Genomic DNA, 17089 nt, shown 5'->3' with positions numbered 1-17089 from the left:
CTATCTCGCCCGATCGATCTACCGAACACTCAACGCGACAAACCCGAGCACCCGCGGGGCTTGACAGCTATAGAAGGGTCGGCCCAAGGCTAGCCGGGCCTTACGGTTGCCCCGAAGGGGGAGTATCCTCTGGCGCAGGGTGCTTCGCAAACACCCTTGGAGTTCCTGGGGGGCTTCCATCAACAAAGGTATTTGTTATGGAGGGACTCATGCCTGCCGCCCGGTCCATCGTCGACATCCGATCCCATCTGGACGAACCGACCTGGGCCTTCGTGGGCAATCCGGTTGAGGTCCTCATCAGCCTGGTGGTTCGTTCCGACGCACCGGGCGGACCGACAGGAACGCTGACCCTGCTGATGGACGAAGAGGGAGCAACACCACAAACGCAGTCCCTCGAAGGCGATGCGGGCGAAATCCGCCTCTACATCACTCCTGTCAGAACGGGCACCCGACAGTACACGGTGGACTACTCAGGGGACGACCGCTACGAGGCTGCAACAAAGGCATTCCCGTATCAGGTGTGGACCGGCCCCCGGACGGAAACATCGCTTCTCCTCAGCGCGGAATCGATCACGGTCAGCCAGCCGGTCACGCTCACGGCACAGGTCACGACGGATGATGGCCGGGCATTGACCGGCTATTCGGACGGTCCGATCGTCTTCTACTCCGACGGGACGTCCATCGGAGAGGGGACGGTCGTTCCCGGCTCGCGCGGCTGGCGGGCCACCCTGACCGCAGGCTACCTCCCGGCGGGAATCCATCAGCTGACGGCCCGGCACGAGTCCGTGATCCGTTACACGGGACCGGAATCAAAGCCGGTGTCCCTCCGGGTCCTGGCACCGGCGAACCCCCTGCCGCTCGACGCGGCGCTCACCCCGACCGTGACGGGCCCGTATACCGTCCACATGGAGGTGACCCTCGCCCCGCAGCGCGCAGGAACCCCCGTGCCGGGCGGGTACGTCCAGTTCTATTCCGACGGCAGCGAGTTCGGCCTGCCCATATCAGTGTCCGGAGGAAAAGCCGCCGCCGACTACTGGCTGCCAACCTGGCCCCGGACGTTCACTTTCAGCGCCGACTACTTCGGGGACAGCCACTACGCTCCGATCCGGTTTCCGGGACAAACCCTCACCGTTCCGCTTCCCTAGGTCCGGGCACCTTGCCGGCTGGTAATCTTGGTGTCTGCACGACGCCGACAGCGAAATGAGTCCACGCATGCCTCCCGGCCCCAAAGCCGCCACCCAAGCTCCCGGCAACCCAGCGTCCGACGCCAAGCCGGGGCGGGAGCAAAGGGTTACCAAGCAGCGCCTCGCCGTCAGCGCCGCCCTTGATGAACTCGACGATTTCGTCAGTACCCAGGAGTTGTACCGCCTGCTCCAGAACCAGGGCATTTCGGTTTCCCTCGCCACTGCCTACCGGATCCTGCAATCGCTCGCCGACGAAGGCCTGGTCGACGTCCTGCGCAACGCGGACGGCGAAGCCGTCTACCGCCGCTGCGCGGTCACCGGGCACCACCACCATCTGCTGTGCCGCAACTGCGGCAAGGCGGTCGAGGTGGAGGCTCCCGCCGTCGAGACCTGGGCTGCGCGGACCGCCGCGGAACACGGCTACACCGAAGTGGCACACACCGTGGAAATCTTTGGCCTCTGCCCGGAGTGCACGGCCAAGAAGGCGGCGGGCGAGCTATAAGTCCGTCCCGGCCGGACTTTATCAGGCGCCGGTGCTGACCCGCGCGGGTGACGATACAGCCGTCCGGGTGATCCGGCCGTTGTAGCCGCCCCGGGACCGTACTCCCCCGATGATCCGGCAAATGACGTAGATCAGGAACGAGAGGGTAGTCACGTACGGGCTGATCGGAATCCTGCTCCCGAGGGCCAGCAGGATCCCACCGACGGTCGCGGTCATCGCGAAGACAACGCTCAGCAGCAGCACCACCCGCGGCGAGGTGCTCACCTTCAGTGCTGCGGCGGCCGGGGTGATCAGCAGTGCCAGGACCAACAGCGCACCGACAATCTGGATGGACAGCGCCACGCTGACGCCCAGCAGCACCATGAAGCCGATCGCCAGGCCGCGCACGGGCACCCCGCGGGCTTCGGCCATGTCCGGGTCCACGCTCGCGAAGCTCAACGGCCGCCACATCAGCGCCAGCACAAGCATCACCACGACGGCGGTCCCGGCCAGGGCCTGCAGCTGGACGGTATCGACCGAGACGATCTGCCCCGTCAGGAGGCCGAACTTATTCGCCGCCCGGCCTTCATAGAGGGCCAGGAAGAGGATGCCCAGGCCCAGGCCGAAAGGCATGATGACGCCGATGATCGAGTTCTTCTCGCGTGCCCGCACGCCCATCACGCCCAGGAGCAGCGCAGCTGCAACCGAGCCGATGAGGGAGCCGAGAACTATGTCAGCGCCGATCAGCAGCGCGAACGCCGCGCCCGCGAAGGAGAGCTCGGAGATGCCGTGGACGGCGAAGGCGAGGTCCCGCTTCATGACGAAGGTTCCCACCATGCCGCCCAGCAGCCCCAGTACGGCGCCTGCCCAAAGGGAGTTCTGCACCAGCTGGAGCAGTTCTCCGTAGTTCTCGAAGTTGAAGATGGTCTGCAGGATCGTTCCGAAATCCATCAGTGGCCCTCCGCCAATCCCGAGTGCGCGTCGTCATGGAAATGCGTGGTGGCGTCCGGCAGGCCGACGACCACGATCCGCCCGTTCGCGCGGATGACCTCGACGTTGCTGTCGTAGAGCTCAGAGAGGACCTCGGTGGTCATGACCTCTTCCGGAGTGCCCACCCGGAATTGGCCGCCGGCGAGGTAGAGGACGCGGTCCACGTAGTCGATGACGGGGTTGATCTCGTGGGTCACGAAGACCACCGCACTGTTCCGTTCACGGCACTGCTGGTTGATCAGCGCACTCACGGCCAGTTGGTGGTGCAGGTCCAAGGACAGCAGAGGCTCGTCGCACAACAGCACCTGCGGATCGGAGGCAAGGGCCTGGGCCACGCGCAGGCGCTGCTGCTCGCCGCCGGAAAGCTGGCCCAGAGGCACTTTCGCGTAGTCGCTGGCGCCCACCAGTTCCAGGAGCTCGTCGATCCTGCGGTTGACGCGTTTGCCGGACAACCGCAGGCCCCAGCGGTGTCCGTCCAGTCCGAGGCCGACGAGGTCGCGGGCGCGCAACGGGGTGTCCGGGGCGAACGACTTCTGCTGCGGGATATAGCCGATCCGGCGGCTGCCCCGTTCCACGGGACGCCCGCCCAGTTCCACCTGACCGGAATGCAGTTCCTGGAGCCCCAGCAGCACTCTGAGGAAGCTGGTCTTGCCGCTGCCGTTCGGACCGAGGACGGCGAAGAACTCACCGGTGTTGATCTCAAGGTCCAGGCCTTCCCAGAGCACCCTCTTGCCGAATTTCAGGCCGGCTCCGCGAAGGCTCACTAGGGGTGTCAACAACTATCCTCTGTCCATGTGTGTCAAGGCGTTCCGGGTGTGGATCAACGAACGCCAGTCTACTTGCTGACGAGCCGCAGCCGTCCTGCCCGTCCGCCAAGCAGCCAGCCAAGCCCGGCTGTCCGGCCGGGGCCCTACTTGAGGGCGCCGGCCAGCGCGTCGGCGTTGCCGGCCATCCATTGCAGGTAGTCCTTGCCGTCCGGAAGCGTCTCCGTGAAGTCCACCACCGGGACGCCGGCCGACGTGGCCGCGTCCTTCACGGCTTCGGTCTGCGGGCCCTCCGTCTGTTCGTTGTACGCGAGCAGCTTGACACTGCCCGAGGTGAACAGGTCTTTGGTTTCCTTCAGTACCGCCGGGGACACGTCGGTATCCTCTTCGATGGCGGCGCTGTACTCTTCGGGAGTCTTGTTGACCAGACCGGCGGCTTCCAGGAGGTAGACCGGCACCGGTTCCGTGATGGCCACCGGAGTGTTGGCGTGCTTGGCCTTGATCTCGTCGAGTTTCCCGGCAATGCCGGCGAGGGCGGATTTGAACTTGCCTGCGTTGGCAGTGAATTCCGCCGCGGACGCCGGCCTCAGGGCGCCAAGCCTGGCGGCCACGGCGTCGGCAACCTTCCCCATGGCTGCGGGATCGTACCAGACATGTTCGTTGAACGCGCTGTGACCGTGGTCGTCGGCCGCAGGGGAAGCCTCGTCCTCATGCGGCGCGAGGCCGGTGGCCTCGACGGCGGTGACGATGTTCGCGTGGTCGAAGCCGGTGTCGTCCGCGAGCTTGTGCAGGAAGCCGTCGTAACCTCCCCCGTTTTCCACCAGGAGCTTTGCCTTGGACACCGCCAGTTTGTCCTGCGCGTTCGCCTCGTAGGAGTGCGGGTCCTGGCTGGTCTTGCTGATGATGGAATCCACGGCGACCTTGTCGCCGCCGATGCTTTTGACGATGTCGCCGTAGACGTTCGTGGACGTCACCACCGGGATGGCTCCGTCCGCAGTGGACGACGACGGCGAGGTTGCGGCGGGTGCCGAACATGCGGACAGCATGATGGCCAGGCCGGCGGAGGCAGCAAGGGACAGACGGGCGACTGGGCGGCGCACGGAAAACCTCAGATCTACTCAGGTGGGAATCGACGACGGTTGTTGCTCACGAGTCTAGCCCTAAATAGGAATGATTCCTATTTAGGGCTAGACCTTCGATCCCGCCCAGCCGGCTCAGGCGTTGTCCGCGCCACCCAGCCGGCGGATGCCCGTGGCCTGGGTTGCGTCCCTGATTTCGCCGACGAGCTGCTCGATCACGTCTTCCAGGAAGAGCACGCCAAGGGTCGCCCCGGCCGGGTCCACCACACGGGCCAGGTGCGAGCCGGTCCGCTGCATGACCGCCAGCGCATCCTCGATTTCGTCGTCGGGCGCAATGTTGGCCAGGGAGCGGATCCTGCCTTCGGAGATCGGATGCTTCTGCCCTTCTTCAGGTATGGACAGCACATCCTTGATGTGAAGGTATCCGGCCAGCCCGCCGTCGTCGTCCAGCAGCGGGAAGCGGGAGAATCCGGTGCGGCTGACGGCCTTCTCCAGCTCCCGCGGGGTGGATCCCGGCTTGAGGGTCACGAGCTTGTCCACGGGAACCATGATGTGCGCGGCAGTGTGCGCCGAGAATTCCAGGGCACCGCTGAGCAGCCCGGAGTCGTCGGCCACCAGCCCGTGCCGCGTGGATTCCTGCACAATGGACTGCACTTCCTCAAGCGTGAAGGAGGACGTCACCTCATCCTTCGGCTCGACCCGCAGCATGCGCAGGATGTGGTTGGCGCTCCAGTTGAGGGTCCAGATCACCGGCTTCACGAAACGGGCGATGTGGACCAGGGGCGGCGCCAGGAGCAGCGCAGCCCTGTCGGCCACGGAGACCGAGATGTTCTTCGGAACCATCTCGCCGAACGTCACGTGCAGGAAGGTCACCACCAGCAGCGCGGCGGTGAAGGCTGCGGCATCGGCCAGTTCGTGCGGGGAGCCGAGCGCTTCGAGCGGTTCGGCCAACAGGTGGTGGATGGCGGGCTCGGCCACTTGCAGGATCAACAGTGAGCACACCGTGATGCCCAGTTGGGCGCACGCCAGCATGAGCGAAACGTTCTCCATGGCGTGCAGGGTAGTCCTGGCACGCTTGGATCCTGCCTCCGCCAGCGGTTCGATCTGGCTGCGCCGTGCCGACATGACGGCGAACTCGGCACCGACAAAGAAGGCATTGCCGATCAGCAGGAAGACAAGCCAGAGGATTCCAGTCCAGTCGCTCATGCCGTCGCCCCCTTCACGGCCCGGCCGCTCCGTCCGGGGTCACCGTCCGGACCGTCCGGCGGAGCGGGCCTGAAGCAGATGCGGTCGATCCTGCGGCCGTCCATCCGGGTGACCGAAAGGGTTCCGCCGCCTGCTTCAACGACGTCCCCCGTCACTGCGATCCGGCCCAGCCGGCTCATGACGTAGCCGCCCACCGTCTCATAGGCGGGATCGTCGGGGACGGTCAGCCCCGGAATCTGTTCGGACACTTCATCCGGGCGCAGAAGGCCCGGGAAGTACCAGTCGCCGGAGGCACTTTGCAGCAGGCCGGGACGCACCCGGTCGTGCTCATCGGCCACCTCCCCCACGATTTCCTCCACGAGGTCCTCGAGGGTGGCGATGCCTGCCGTGCCCCCGTATTCGTCCAGCACCACAGCCAACTGGAGGTTACCCTCGCGCAGTTCGGACAGCAGTGCATCCAGGTGGATGGTCTCCGGGACCCGGAGCACCTCGGCCATGATCGCCCCGGCCTCCAGTCCGTTGCGGCGTTCGCGCGGAACGGCCACGGCCTTCTTGACGTGGACCACTCCGCGGATGTCGTCGGCAGAGTCTCCGATGACGGGAAACCGGGAATACCCGGTCCGGCGGGCGGCATCAATGATGTCGGTGACCGGCTGCCCGGCACCGATCGTCTCCATCCGGATGCGCGGCGTCATGACGTCGGCCGCGGTTCGTTCGGCGAACCTCAGGGTGCGGGCCACGAAGTTGGCCGTTCCGGCGTCGAGCGTTCCGAGCTCCGCCGAGCGCCGCACGAGCGATGCCAGTTCCGCGGGCGAACGCGCACCGGAAATCTCTTCCTTGGCTTCAAGGCCGAAAAGATGCAGGACCCGGTTCGAGAAACCGTTGAGCAGCAGGATGGCGGGCTTGAAGACGGCGGTGAAGATCAGCTGCGGGCGGGCCAGCGCTTTGCCGACCGGGAACGCCTGGGCGATCGCGAGGTTCTTCGGCACGAGCTCACCGATCAGCATCGAAAGCAGGGTGGCAAACACCATGGCGATGAAAAGTGACACCGAGCGGGCGGCGGCCTCCGGCGCGCCGACCAGCACGAGCGGGCCGTGCAGGAGTTCGCCGACGGAGGGCTCCATCACGAAACCCGTCAGCAGGGTGGTCAGGGTGATGCCCAACTGGCAGCTGGAAAGCTGCGTGGACAAGGATTTGAGGCACTTGAGCAGGGGCCGTGCGGCGTGGTCGCCGTCGTCGACCGCGCGCTGGACCGATGTCTGGTCGAGGGCCACCAGGGAGAATTCGACGGCGACGAAGAAGCCAGTGCCAAGGATCAGGAGAAGGCCGGCAAGGAGCAGGAGCCATTCCATTCAGGCCCCACCACCGGTTCGCCGGGAGGATCGGGAAGAACGCGCCGGCGGAGGCTGGTCAGCCGCTGCCGAGGACTGGGGCGCAGCGCCGCCGGAGGCGGCAGAGGGCGCGGGATGGGCATGTGTACGGGTATTGCCGGCGCTGTGGAATGCCCGGGGAAGGACAGCCGATCGGCTTCCCCCGCAGCGTCCAGGCCGGCACCTGGAATTACTGTCCATAAGGGCTCCAGTCTACAGCCCGGCCCGTGTACTTCAGCCGCGGGTTTTGCCCGGTCGGCAGCGCCGCGCGGCGGCGCCCGTGGTTCACTTCGTAGCACAGACATGATTTAGGTCACCACTATTGGCAGACAGGCGCCGTCCGTCACTAGACTGGCAAGGGTCTGAGCCCGAGGGACCGGACCCTGGCCCGAGTCGTTTTTTCAGGCAATTCCACCGGGTCAGCTGGACATCAACACTCATGGAAGAGGCGTATTTCAAGTGCCAGAGCAGCCAAGCCACCGTCTACCAGAGGAATTTGGCGGAAACGAGTGGCTCGTTGACGAACTGTACGAGCGGTACCAGCAGGACAAGAATTCGGTCGACGCCAAATGGTGGCCCCTCTTCGAATCCTTCACCACCGCTGACGGCACTTCTTCCAACGGAACCTCCGCCGCCCCCGCAAACCCGGCAACCCGAGAACTTCCGGTCGTAGCACAGGCCCCGGCGCCCACGGCAACGGCGCCCGCACCGGCGCCTGCAGCTTCGCCCGCCACGCCGGCACCGGCTGCTGCGCCGGCCGCTCCCGCAGCACCGGCCAAGAAGGCCCCGGCCACTGTCGCCAAAGACGGCGCGCAGAAGCCGGCCGCCGGGCAGGCCCAGCCCATCCCGGCCCAGCTCCCCAAGAGCACCAAGGCACCCACGCCGCCCGAGGAGGACGTCGTTTCCGTCCTCCGCGGCCCGGCAAAGGCGATCGCCGCCAACATGGTGACGAGCCTGGAAGTGCCGACGGCCACCAGCGTCCGCGCCGTTCCGGCCAAGCTGCTGATCGACAACCGCGTTGTCATCAACTCCAACCTCGCCCGCGCCCGCGGCGGCAAGGTCTCCTTCACGCACATCATCGGTTACGCCGTAGTGCGGGCGCTCTCCCAGTTCCCGTCCATGAACGTGTACTACGACGAGGTGGACGGCAAGCCCGTGGCCGTCCAGCCCGCGCACGTCAACTTCGGCATCGCAATCGACATGCCCAAGCCCGACGGCACCCGCCTCCTGATGGTTCCGAACATCAAGAAGGCGGAAACCATGAACTTCTCGGAGTTCTGGCACACCTACGAGGACCTCATCAAGCGTGCCCGCAACGGCAAGCTCACGGCCGACGACCACGCCGGCACCACGGTCTCCCTCACCAACCCGGGCGGCATCGGCACGGTGCACTCCGTTCCTCGCCTTTCCAAGGGCCAGGCGGCCATCATCGGTGTCGGCGCCCTCGACTACCCGGCCGAATGGCAGGGCGCCAGCGAGAAGATCATCGCCCAGAACGCCATCAGCAAGATCCTCACGCTGACTTCCACCTACGACCACCGCGTCATCCAGGGTGCGGGCAGCGGCGAGTTCCTCAAGCTGGTCCACCAGCTGTTGCTGGGTGCGCAGAACTTCTACGACGAGATCTTCGAGGCCCTGCGCATTCCGTACGAGCCCGTCCGCTGGAGCCCCGACCTCCAGGTCGACCCGGCCGACGAGATCAACAAGGTTGCCCGCATCCAGCAGTTGATCCACTCCTACCGGGTCCGTGGCCACCTCATGGCTGACACCAACCCGCTGGAGTACGTCCAGCGCAAGCACCCCGACCTCGACGTCCTGACCTACGGTCTGACCCTCTGGGACCTGGACCGCGAATGGCCCACGGGCGGCTTCGGCGGCAAGCCGATGCTGAAGTTCCGCGACATCCTGGGCGTGCTGCGCGATGCCTACTGCCGCACCACGGGCATCGAATACATGCACATCCAGGAGCCCAAGGAACGCCAGTGGTTCCAGGACCAGCTCGAACACCCGTACTCCAAGCCGAGCCGCGAAGAGCAACTGCGCATCGTCTCCAAGCTCAATGCTGCCGAGGCGTTCGAAACCTTCCTGCAGACCAAGTTCGTCGGCCAGAAGCGTTTCTCCCTTGAAGGCGGCGAATCCCTGATCCCGCTGCTGGACACCATCATTTCCGACGCCGCCGACGACGGACTCGACGAGGTCGCGATCGGCATGGCCCACCGCGGCCGCCTCAACGTGCTGACCAACATCGCGGGCAAGACCTATGCCCAGGTCTTCCGTGAGTTCGAGGGCACGCAGGACCCCCGCTCCGTGCAGGGCTCCGGCGACGTCAAATACCACCTGGGCACCGAGGGCACGTTCACCTCGGACAACGGCAAGCAGACCAAGGTCTACCTCGCCGCAAACCCCTCGCACCTGGAGGCCGTGGACTCGGTCCTCGAGGGCATCGTCCGCGCCAAGCAGGACCGTCTGGACCAGGGCGAGACCTTCCCGGTCCTGCCGATCATGGTCCACGGCGATGCCGCATTCGCCGGCCAGGGCGTGGTTGCCGAAACCCTGAACCTGTCCCAGCTGCGGGGCTACCGCACCGGCGGCACCATCCACATCATCGTGAACAACCAGGTGGGCTTCACCACCGCGCCGTCCTCCTCGCGTTCCTCCACGTACTCCACGGACGTCGCGAAGATGATCCAGGCACCGGTGTTCCACGTGAACGGCGACGACCCCGAGGCCGTGGTCCGCGTGGCACAACTGGCCTACGAGTTCCGCCAGCGCTTCCACAAGGACGTCATCGTGGACATGGTGTGCTACCGCCGCCGTGGCCACAACGAGGGCGACGACCCCTCGATGACGCAGCCGCTGATGTACAACCTGATCGAGGCGAAGCGCTCGGTCCGCAAGCTGTACACCGAGTCCCTGATCGGCCGTGGCGACATCACCGAGGAAGAAGCAGAGCAGCTGCTCCGCGACTACCAGGAGCGCCTGGAGCGCGTCTTCGCCGAGACGCACGCCGCCCAGACCTCGCCCATTCCGATCGTCACCGCCGACTCCGCCGCAGTGTCGGGCATCGAGCGCCCGATCGCACAGCAGGCGGACTCCGGAACGAACTCCCCGACGTCCACCGCCATCTCCGGCGAGGTGCTGCAGCACATCGGCCGCGCCCACCTCGAGATCCCGGAGGACTTCACCGTCCACTCCAAGCTCAAGCAGCTCCTCGAGAAGCGCGAGCAGATGTCCCGCGAAGGCGGCATCGACTGGGGCTTCGGCGAAATCGCGGCGTTCGGTTCGCTCATCATGGAAGGCGTCCCGGTCCGCCTCGCCGGCCAGGATTCGCGACGCGGCACCTTCGTGCAGCGCCACGCCGTCTTCCACGACCGCCTCAACGGCAGCGAGTGGATGCCTCTGGGCAAGCTCAGCGACGACCAGGCCAAGCTGTGGATCTACGATTCCCTGCTGTCCGAATACGCCGCCATGGGCTTCGAGTACGGCTACTCCGTGGAACGCCCGGACGCCCTCGTGCTGTGGGAGGCCCAGTTCGGCGACTTCGTCAACGGCGCCCAGACCATCATCGATGAGTTCATCTCCTCGGCCGAGCAGAAGTGGGGCCAGCGTTCTTCGCTCGTGCTTATGCTGCCGCACGGCTACGAGGGCCAGGGTCCGGACCACTCCTCCGCCCGCATCGAGCGCTTCCTGCAGCTGTGCGCCGAGGACAACATGGTGGTCGCGAACCCGACCACCGCTGCCTCGCACTTCCACCTGCTGCGCCGCCAGGCCTACAGCCGGCCACGGAAGCCGCTCATCATCTTCACGCCGAAGCAGCTGCTTCGCCTGAAGGCCGCGGCGTCCGCCGTCGAGGACTTCACCTCGGGCGGCTTCAAGCCGGTCATCGGCGAGCACGAGGCCCTGCAGAACGTGGACCGCGTGCTGCTGGTCTCCGGCCGCCTGTACTACGACCTGCTGTCCAGCCGCCAGAAGTCCGGCGACACCTCGACGGCGATCATCCGCGTGGAGCAGCTCTACCCGCTGCCGCAGGCGGAAATCGAGGCCGAGCTGGCGAAGTACCCGAACGCCGAGGTCGTCTGGGCCCAGGACGAGCCCGCGAACCAGGGTCCGTGGCCGTTCATCGGCCTGAACCTGCCTCAGGCCCTGGACCGCAAGGTCCGCCTGGTGTCGCGTCCGGCGTCGGCCTCCACGGCCGCCGGTTCCATGAAGCGCCACGCAGCCGAGCAGAGCACACTGCTCAAGCAGGCCTTCGAACGCAAGTAAACAACAAGGGTGCCCGGCCGGAGCTTCGAAACAAGCTCCTGCCGGGCACTTCTGTTTAAATGGGTAGATATGCCAGGCCGCTCCGGCTGCCAGGCACCCGGCATGGACCGCAACGTTGGTGAAGAGGTAACAGGTGGAAGACAGGAAGCTGCGCATCGCGGCTGTTGGAGATGAACTGCTCGCAGGGCTCGGCGATCCCCGTGCACTGGGCTGGCTGGGACGGGTGCTTGCCCGGACGCCCCAGGACTCGGTCGCCGTGGAGAGCTATTCACTCCCCTGCCCCATGGAGGGCACCGAAGGCCTCGCCGGCCGCTGGCTGGACGAAGCAGGCCGCCGCTTCAGCGACTCCCACGAAAACCGCCTGGTGATCGGCCTGTCCGCCCGCGACATCGAGTTCGGCCTCTCCACGGCCCGGAGCCGGCTCAACCTCGCCAACATCCTGGACGGAGCCAGCCAGAACAACGTCGAGGTGTTCGTGGTGGGCCCGCCGCCCGGCCTGGATCCGACACGCAACCGGCGCCTCGCCGAACTCAACGCCGCCTTCTCCGATGTCACCACCCGCCGCAACCACCATTATGTCGACACCTTCTCGCCCCTGCTCAACCACGAACAGTGGCGCACCGACCTCGCCTCGAATGGCGGCACTCCCGGCCAAGCGGGCTACGGCCTGATGGCGTGGCTGGTGCTGCATCGCGGCTGGTTCCAGTGGCTGAGGATCGCCCAGCCCGAGTAGGAACAGCGTCCCTTCGAGGAAACCATTGCTCTCCCTGGGATTGCGATATATCGTGTCTTCATAAACGCGATATATCGCAACTCCTGGAGGGGTCATGTCAGAACAGAACTGGACCGTCACCGGCCCGCAGACGATCGACGTCGACGGCGTCCGCTCACTCAGGCTGGGTATCGTCAAGGGCCGCTTCGACATCGTCACCCATGACGAAGCCACGGCCCGCATCGAAGTATCGGAGATCGCAGGCGATCCGCTCATTGTCACCGTCGTCGACGGCCGCCTCGAGGTCCGCCATCAGCTCCACGGGCCGCAGGGGTGGTTCCGCAAGCTCATGGACACGGTCAGCAACACCAGCACCAACACGGTCGTCATCGGCATCGCCGTCCCGGCCGGCATCACGGTGGAAGCCGGCACGGTCAGCGGGGACGGCATGGTCTCCGGGACTTCAGGCACCATCAAGCTCAACACCGTCTCCGGTTCTGTGCTTTCGGACGACACCAGCGGCGAACTGCACGTGAACACCGTCAGCGGCGAAGTCATTGCCCGCGGCCACCACGGGGTGATGACGGCCAAGAGTGTCTCCGGTGAGGTGACCGCCTCCGGCGATTTCAGCAACGTCCGCGCCACGACGGTCAGCGGGGACCTCAGCTTCGACCTGCACGGCCATACCCGCGACATCGCCGCCCATTCGGTGTCCGGCGACGTCACGGTGCGCCTGCCCCGGGACATCGGCGCGGATGTCGCCGCGAAGTCGGCGAGCGGCGCCGTGGTGATCGATGGACAGCTCCATGACCATCCCGGCAGCAACGTGCAGGCGACAGTGGGCCCGAGGGAGCGGATCACTTTGGTACGGAGCAACTCCGTGTCCGGCAAGACCTATGTCATCCACGGCAGCGCCGCCGCCACCGGGTCGACGGCGGCCGGCGGGCGGGTGCCCGGGGGCGGGTTCTGATGCCACCGGTCTTCGCCCACGGAGCCCTCCGGCTCTACCTGCTGGCCCTGCTGGAGTCCGGCCCGAAGCACGGCTACGAGATCATCAAGGCGCTCGGTGAGCGCTTCGGCGGCACCTACTCCCCCAGCGCCGGCACGGTCTACCCCCGGTTAGGCAAGCTGGAGGAGGAAGGCCTGGTGGCCACGGAGAACGACGGGCGCCGCACCAACTATTCGATCACACCGGCAGGACTGGCCGAACTGGACAGCAGGCGCGCAGAACTGGCGGAGGTCGAAGCGGCAATTTCGGCATCGGTGCGGCGCTTGGCGGACGAACTGCGGGAGGACATCCGCAGCAACATGCGCGGCCTGCGGGCGGACTTGGCGGCCAGTGCAGAGGCCGCCAGGGCCGCCGCTGTGCCGGCAGGAGCCGGTCCGGGGCGAAGCGCCCCCGGAGCACCCCCCGAAGCAGCGCGGCATTCGGCAGAGAATACCCGGCTCCTGAAGGAGGCGGAACTGATGGTGCAGTCCTTCCGGGACGACATGCGGGTTGAACTGCGCAGGCATGCCGGGAGCGCGCACCTGACCCCCGTCGCCTTGGAGACAGTGCGCACCGTGCTGGACCAGGCACGCATCGCCATCAGGAATTCCATACGGCCCTGATGCCGATCCCGGCACGCGTGCCCGACGCCGGCCATCCGGTCTTCTCCCGCCGCCGGCCGGTTCGCGGGCCGGGCCCCGCGTGTGGGAGACTGGAGGGCAGCTTTGTTGAGTACAAGAAACGAAGGAGGCCGGCTATGAGCAAGCGTGCACGCAAGCGTCGTGACCGTAAGCGCGGCGGCGCAAACCACGGCAAGCGTCCCAACACCTGAGTTGTTGGAGCAAAGGAAGAGCCCCGGAAACCTGATGGTTTCCGGGGCTCTTCCTGTGGAACGGTCAACCGGGCCTAGACTTCCGCTGCGTTCATTGAATGGATGCGATCCAGGATGGAGTTCTTGAGGTTCTCCGGGGCAGACTCTGTGCAGGACCGCTTGACCACCGTGCGGATGACGCACTCCAGGTCGTACTCCTCGGTGCACTCGGGGCACTCCTGCAGGTGCTGCTTGATCTCGGCGATGTCCTCCCGGGTCAGCGCACCGTCAAGGTATTCATAGATGCGCTGCATCCGCGCATCGTCGCAGTCGCCCAGTCCTTGGCAGCTCATTTCCGTTTCTCCTGTGTATTGCTTGCGGCGGCGTCCCCGGCGGGGGTGTCCGTGGCGCCCCTGATTCCCCGTTCGGCGGCATAGTCGGCCAGCAGTTCGCGCAGCATCTTCCTGCCGCGGTGGAGCCGGGACATGACCGTTCCGATGGGGGTGTTCATGATGTCCGAAATTTCCTTGTAGGCGAAGCCTTCGACGTCCGCGAAGTACACCGCGAGCCGGAATTCCTCGGGAATGGCCTGCAGCGCACGCTTGACGTCCGAATCGGGAAGGTGGTCCAAGGCTTCCGCCTCAGCCGAGCGCAGGCCCGTCGACGTGTGCGATTCGGCCCTGGCAAGCTGCCAGTCCTCAATCGTGTCCGAGTTCGATTGCAGCGGTTCGCGCTGCCGCTTCCGGTACAGGTTGATGTAGGTGTTCGTCAGGATCCGGTACAACCACGCCTTGAGGTTTGTCCCTGGGTTGTACTGGTGGAACGCCGAAAAGGCCTTGGTGTAGGCCTCCTGCACCAGGTCCTCCGCATCCGAAGGGTTCCGCGCCATGCGCATGGCCGCCGAGTAGAGCTGGTCGACGTACTGCATGGCATCCCGTTCGAAGCGGGCCCGCCGCTGTTCGGGCGTTTCGCTTGCGACGTCGATGACGACGCCGGGGCCGGACTCTTCAGCGGCATCCTGCACGCCCTCCCGGGGGTGCTCCGCTGCTTCGTACATGGCCGCTGCGGCCGGGTCCAAGGTGCTCATTGCGTTCAAGTCTACTGTCACCCGGCGCGCACCTTTCCCCGGCTCCCGCTCCGGTGCCGGCACTTCCTGACGATCTTTCACCAAGCTCAAGAAAGCGGCTCCTTCCCCTCGATACTGGCTTCGCAGGCGTTGGCACGCGGACTTCCCCGCGCGCTGCCACACCTTCTACTCACAACTGCCCCTCCCGGGCAAATATTCCGCAAAGATGCAAGACTAGAGGCGACTGCACCCTTGACCGTTGTGGCAAGCCATCCAGGAGGCAAGACATGTCCCTCATCCGTTTTCCCGCCCGGCCGATGCTGGCCTCAAGCTTCGTGGTTTCAGGAATCGACAAGCTCAAGAACACGGACGATACTGCCAAACAGCTCTCCCCGCTGCTGCGCCGTGCCTCTGATTCCCTCCCCTTCCCTGCCGACGAGAAGCTGATTGCGCGCGTGATCGGCGGCACCCAACTCGGTGCCGGAGCCCTGCTCGCGCTCGGCAAACTGCCCCGTTTCTCCGCCGGCCTGCTGGCGGTCATCTCCGGCCTGAACACTTTCGTCGAATGGCGTTCGGCAGACATCAGCACGAAGGAAGGCCGCCTGGAACGCCGCGCCCAGCTGTTGAAGAACATTTCGCTGACCGGCGGAGCGCTGCTCGCCGCCGTCGACACCGCGGGCAGGCCGAGCCTTGCCTGGCGCGCCGAGCACCTCGCCATGGACGCCCGCAAGGCCGGCGGCAAGCAGCTGAAGAAGGCGGACCGCGCCGTCCGCAAGGCAGTAGACAAAACAGTTGGAGCATAAAGAACGCATGACCGGCACCACGGAAGCCACCACATCCGCCGCACCTCTCTGGGACGCACCTTTTGCGCACCGGCCCGTTGACGCCACGGTCACCGTTCCCGGTTCCAAGTCCCTCACCAACCGCTATCTGGTCCTCGCTGCCTTGGCTGACGGTCCGTCGCGGCTCCGGGCACCCCTGCATTCCCGGGACTCCGCCTTGATGATCGAGGCGTTGCGGCAACTGGGAGCCACCGTGACCGAGGTGCCGGGCGACGGCAGCTACGGACCGGACTTGCTGATCGAACCGATCGACCCGGCGGCGCCGGCTTCGGACTGTGCCATCGACTGCGGCCTCGCCGGTACCGTGATGCGCTTCGTGCCTCCGCTCGCGGCCCTGCGCAACGGTTCCTCCGCGTTCGACGGCGACCCGCACGCCCGCAAGCGCCCCATGAACACGATCATCGAGGCGCTGTCCGCGCTCGGCGTCGGGATCTCCACCCCGGGCGGCGGCACGGCGTCGTCGCTTCCGTTCACGGTTGACGGGAACGGTTCGGTCCGCGGCGGCCACCTGGTGATCGATGCCAGCGCCTCCTCCCAGTTCGTCTCCGCTCTGCTGCTGGTCGGCGCCCGCTTCACCGAGGGCCTGCACCTGGAGCACGTCGGCAAGCCGGTGCCCAGCCTGGACCACATCAACATGACCGTCGATGTGCTGCGCGGCGTCGGCGTCACGGTGGACGATTCCGTCCCCAACCATTGGGTGGTCTCCCCCGGCGCCATCCGGGCCTTCGACGAGCGCATCGAGCAGGACCTTTCCAACGCCGGCCCCTTCCTGGCCGCGGCCCTTGCCACCAAGGGCACCGTCCGGATTCCCAATTGGCCGTCCAACACCACCCAGGTGGGCGACCTCTGGCGGCAGATCCTGCAGACGATGGGTGCCACGGTCAGCCTCGAGGACGGCACCCTCACCGTGACCGGGGGCCAGGAAATCAAGGGCGCCGACTTCCACGAGACCAGCGAACTCGCCCCCACGGTGGCCGCCCTGTGCGCGCTGGCCACCGGCCCCTCCAGGCTCACCGGCATCGCGCACCTGCGCGGACACGAAACGGACCGGCTCGCAGCCCTCGCTGCCGAAATCAACCGGCTCGGCGGCGACGCCGAGGAAACCGACGACGGCCTGATGATCCGGCCCGCGAAGCTGCACGGCGGCGTCGTACACAGCTATGCGGACCACCGGATGGCGACCGCCGGGGCCATCCTGGGCCTCGCAGTGGAGGGCGTGCTCGTGGAGGATATCGCCACCACGTCCAAGACCATGCCGGAGTTCCCGCAGATCTGGGCGGCCATGCTTGACCAGGGCAGCGGCACGCCCGGAACCACGGGGCCCGGTCACTGA

General features: G+C 66.2%; 16 protein-coding genes. 9 read left to right on the top strand and 7 right to left on the bottom strand.

What is annotated here, in order from left to right:
- Window positions 1-197: 197 nt before the first annotated feature.
- Window positions 198-1145 carry an Ig-like domain-containing protein gene (locus tag DWV11_RS02040; RefSeq protein WP_115787237.1) on the top strand — a complete coding sequence of 316 codons (948 nt, stop codon included), beginning with the start codon at window positions 198-200 and terminating at the stop codon, window positions 1143-1145.
- A 67-nt stretch (window positions 1146-1212) separates the two neighbouring features.
- Window positions 1213-1686 carry a Fur family transcriptional regulator gene (locus tag DWV11_RS02035; protein WP_115787236.1) on the top strand — a complete coding sequence of 158 codons (474 nt, stop codon included), beginning with the start codon at window positions 1213-1215 and terminating at the stop codon, window positions 1684-1686.
- Between the two features lie 21 nt (window positions 1687-1707).
- On the opposite strand, the gene DWV11_RS02030 is transcribed toward DWV11_RS02035, so the two are convergent.
- From DWV11_RS02030 to DWV11_RS02010, 5 genes are all read right to left on the bottom strand, one after another.
- Entirely contained in the window at window positions 1708-2616 is a 909-nt protein-coding gene (locus tag DWV11_RS02030) for a metal ABC transporter permease (protein WP_115787235.1), read from the bottom strand.
- A complete protein-coding gene (locus tag DWV11_RS02025) occupies window positions 2616-3419 on the bottom strand; it encodes a metal ABC transporter ATP-binding protein (RefSeq protein WP_115787234.1) in 804 nt (267 codons plus the stop codon). Before DWV11_RS02025 ends, DWV11_RS02030 begins: the two co-directional genes overlap by 1 nt.
- Before the next feature lie 146 nt (window positions 3420-3565).
- Entirely contained in the window at window positions 3566-4519 is a 954-nt protein-coding gene (locus DWV11_RS02020) for a metal ABC transporter solute-binding protein, Zn/Mn family (protein WP_245953394.1), read from the bottom strand.
- Window positions 4520-4633: 114 nt separating this feature from the next.
- Entirely contained in the window at window positions 4634-5704 is a 1071-nt protein-coding gene (locus DWV11_RS02015) for a hemolysin family protein (protein ID WP_115787233.1), read from the bottom strand.
- Window positions 5701-7056, bottom strand: a complete 1356-nt coding sequence (locus DWV11_RS02010) for a hemolysin family protein (RefSeq protein ID WP_115787232.1) — start codon at window positions 7054-7056, stop codon at window positions 5701-5703. Before DWV11_RS02010 ends, DWV11_RS02015 begins: the two co-directional genes overlap by 4 nt.
- 477 nt (window positions 7057-7533) lie before the next feature.
- On the opposite strand from DWV11_RS02010, the gene DWV11_RS02005 reads away from it, so the two are divergent.
- The 5 genes from DWV11_RS02005 to DWV11_RS20600 all read left to right on the top strand — a co-directional run bounded on the left by DWV11_RS02005 (window position 7534) and on the right by DWV11_RS20600 (window position 13869).
- Window positions 7534-11337: a multifunctional oxoglutarate decarboxylase/oxoglutarate dehydrogenase thiamine pyrophosphate-binding subunit/dihydrolipoyllysine-residue succinyltransferase subunit gene (locus DWV11_RS02005; protein ID WP_115787231.1), complete on the top strand. Its 3804-nt coding sequence runs from the start codon at window positions 7534-7536 to the stop codon at window positions 11335-11337.
- 133 nt (window positions 11338-11470) lie between these two features.
- Complete coding sequence (locus DWV11_RS02000; RefSeq protein ID WP_115787230.1) at window positions 11471-12070, top strand: GDSL-type esterase/lipase family protein; 600 nt, start codon at window positions 11471-11473, stop codon at window positions 12068-12070.
- A 94-nt stretch (window positions 12071-12164) separates the two neighbouring features.
- Complete coding sequence (locus DWV11_RS01995) at window positions 12165-13019, top strand: DUF4097 family beta strand repeat-containing protein (RefSeq protein ID WP_115787229.1); 855 nt, start codon at window positions 12165-12167, stop codon at window positions 13017-13019.
- Window positions 13019-13660 (top strand): PadR family transcriptional regulator, encoded by a 642-nt coding sequence (locus DWV11_RS01990; RefSeq protein ID WP_115787228.1) that lies wholly within the window; start codon window positions 13019-13021, stop codon window positions 13658-13660. The genes DWV11_RS01995 and DWV11_RS01990 overlap by 1 nt, the downstream gene beginning before the upstream one ends.
- Window positions 13661-13794: 134 nt before the next feature.
- Window positions 13795-13869, top strand: coding sequence for a 50S ribosomal protein bL37 (locus tag DWV11_RS20600; protein ID WP_369299106.1), 75 nt, complete (start codon window positions 13795-13797; stop codon window positions 13867-13869).
- Window positions 13870-13943: 74 nt separating this feature from the next.
- Here the strand turns inward: DWV11_RS20600 and rsrA are convergent, their stop codons facing one another.
- Together rsrA and DWV11_RS01975 are read right to left on the bottom strand one after the other, a co-directional pair.
- A complete protein-coding gene (rsrA, locus tag DWV11_RS01980; RefSeq protein WP_115787226.1) occupies window positions 13944-14201 on the bottom strand; it encodes a mycothiol system anti-sigma-R factor in 258 nt (85 codons plus the stop codon).
- Entirely contained in the window at window positions 14198-14935 is a 738-nt protein-coding gene (locus tag DWV11_RS01975; RefSeq protein ID WP_245953393.1) for a sigma-70 family RNA polymerase sigma factor, read from the bottom strand. Before DWV11_RS01975 ends, rsrA begins: the two co-directional genes overlap by 4 nt.
- Before the next feature lie 266 nt (window positions 14936-15201).
- On the opposite strand from DWV11_RS01975, the gene DWV11_RS01970 reads away from it, so the two are divergent.
- Both DWV11_RS01970 and aroA read left to right on the top strand, forming a co-directional pair.
- Window positions 15202-15717, top strand: coding sequence for a DoxX family protein (locus DWV11_RS01970; RefSeq protein ID WP_115787224.1), 516 nt, complete (start codon window positions 15202-15204; stop codon window positions 15715-15717).
- A 7-nt stretch (window positions 15718-15724) separates the two neighbouring features.
- On the top strand, window positions 15725-17089 hold the full coding sequence (gene aroA, locus DWV11_RS01965; protein ID WP_115787223.1) for a 3-phosphoshikimate 1-carboxyvinyltransferase: 1365 nt from the start codon (window positions 15725-15727) through the stop codon (window positions 17087-17089).

It is taken from the genome of Arthrobacter silvisoli (assembly GCF_003369445.1).
GTDB classification, from domain to species: Bacteria; Actinomycetota; Actinomycetes; order Actinomycetales; family Micrococcaceae; genus Arthrobacter; species Arthrobacter silvisoli.
This window is presented reverse-complemented; position numbering and strand designations above follow the sequence as displayed.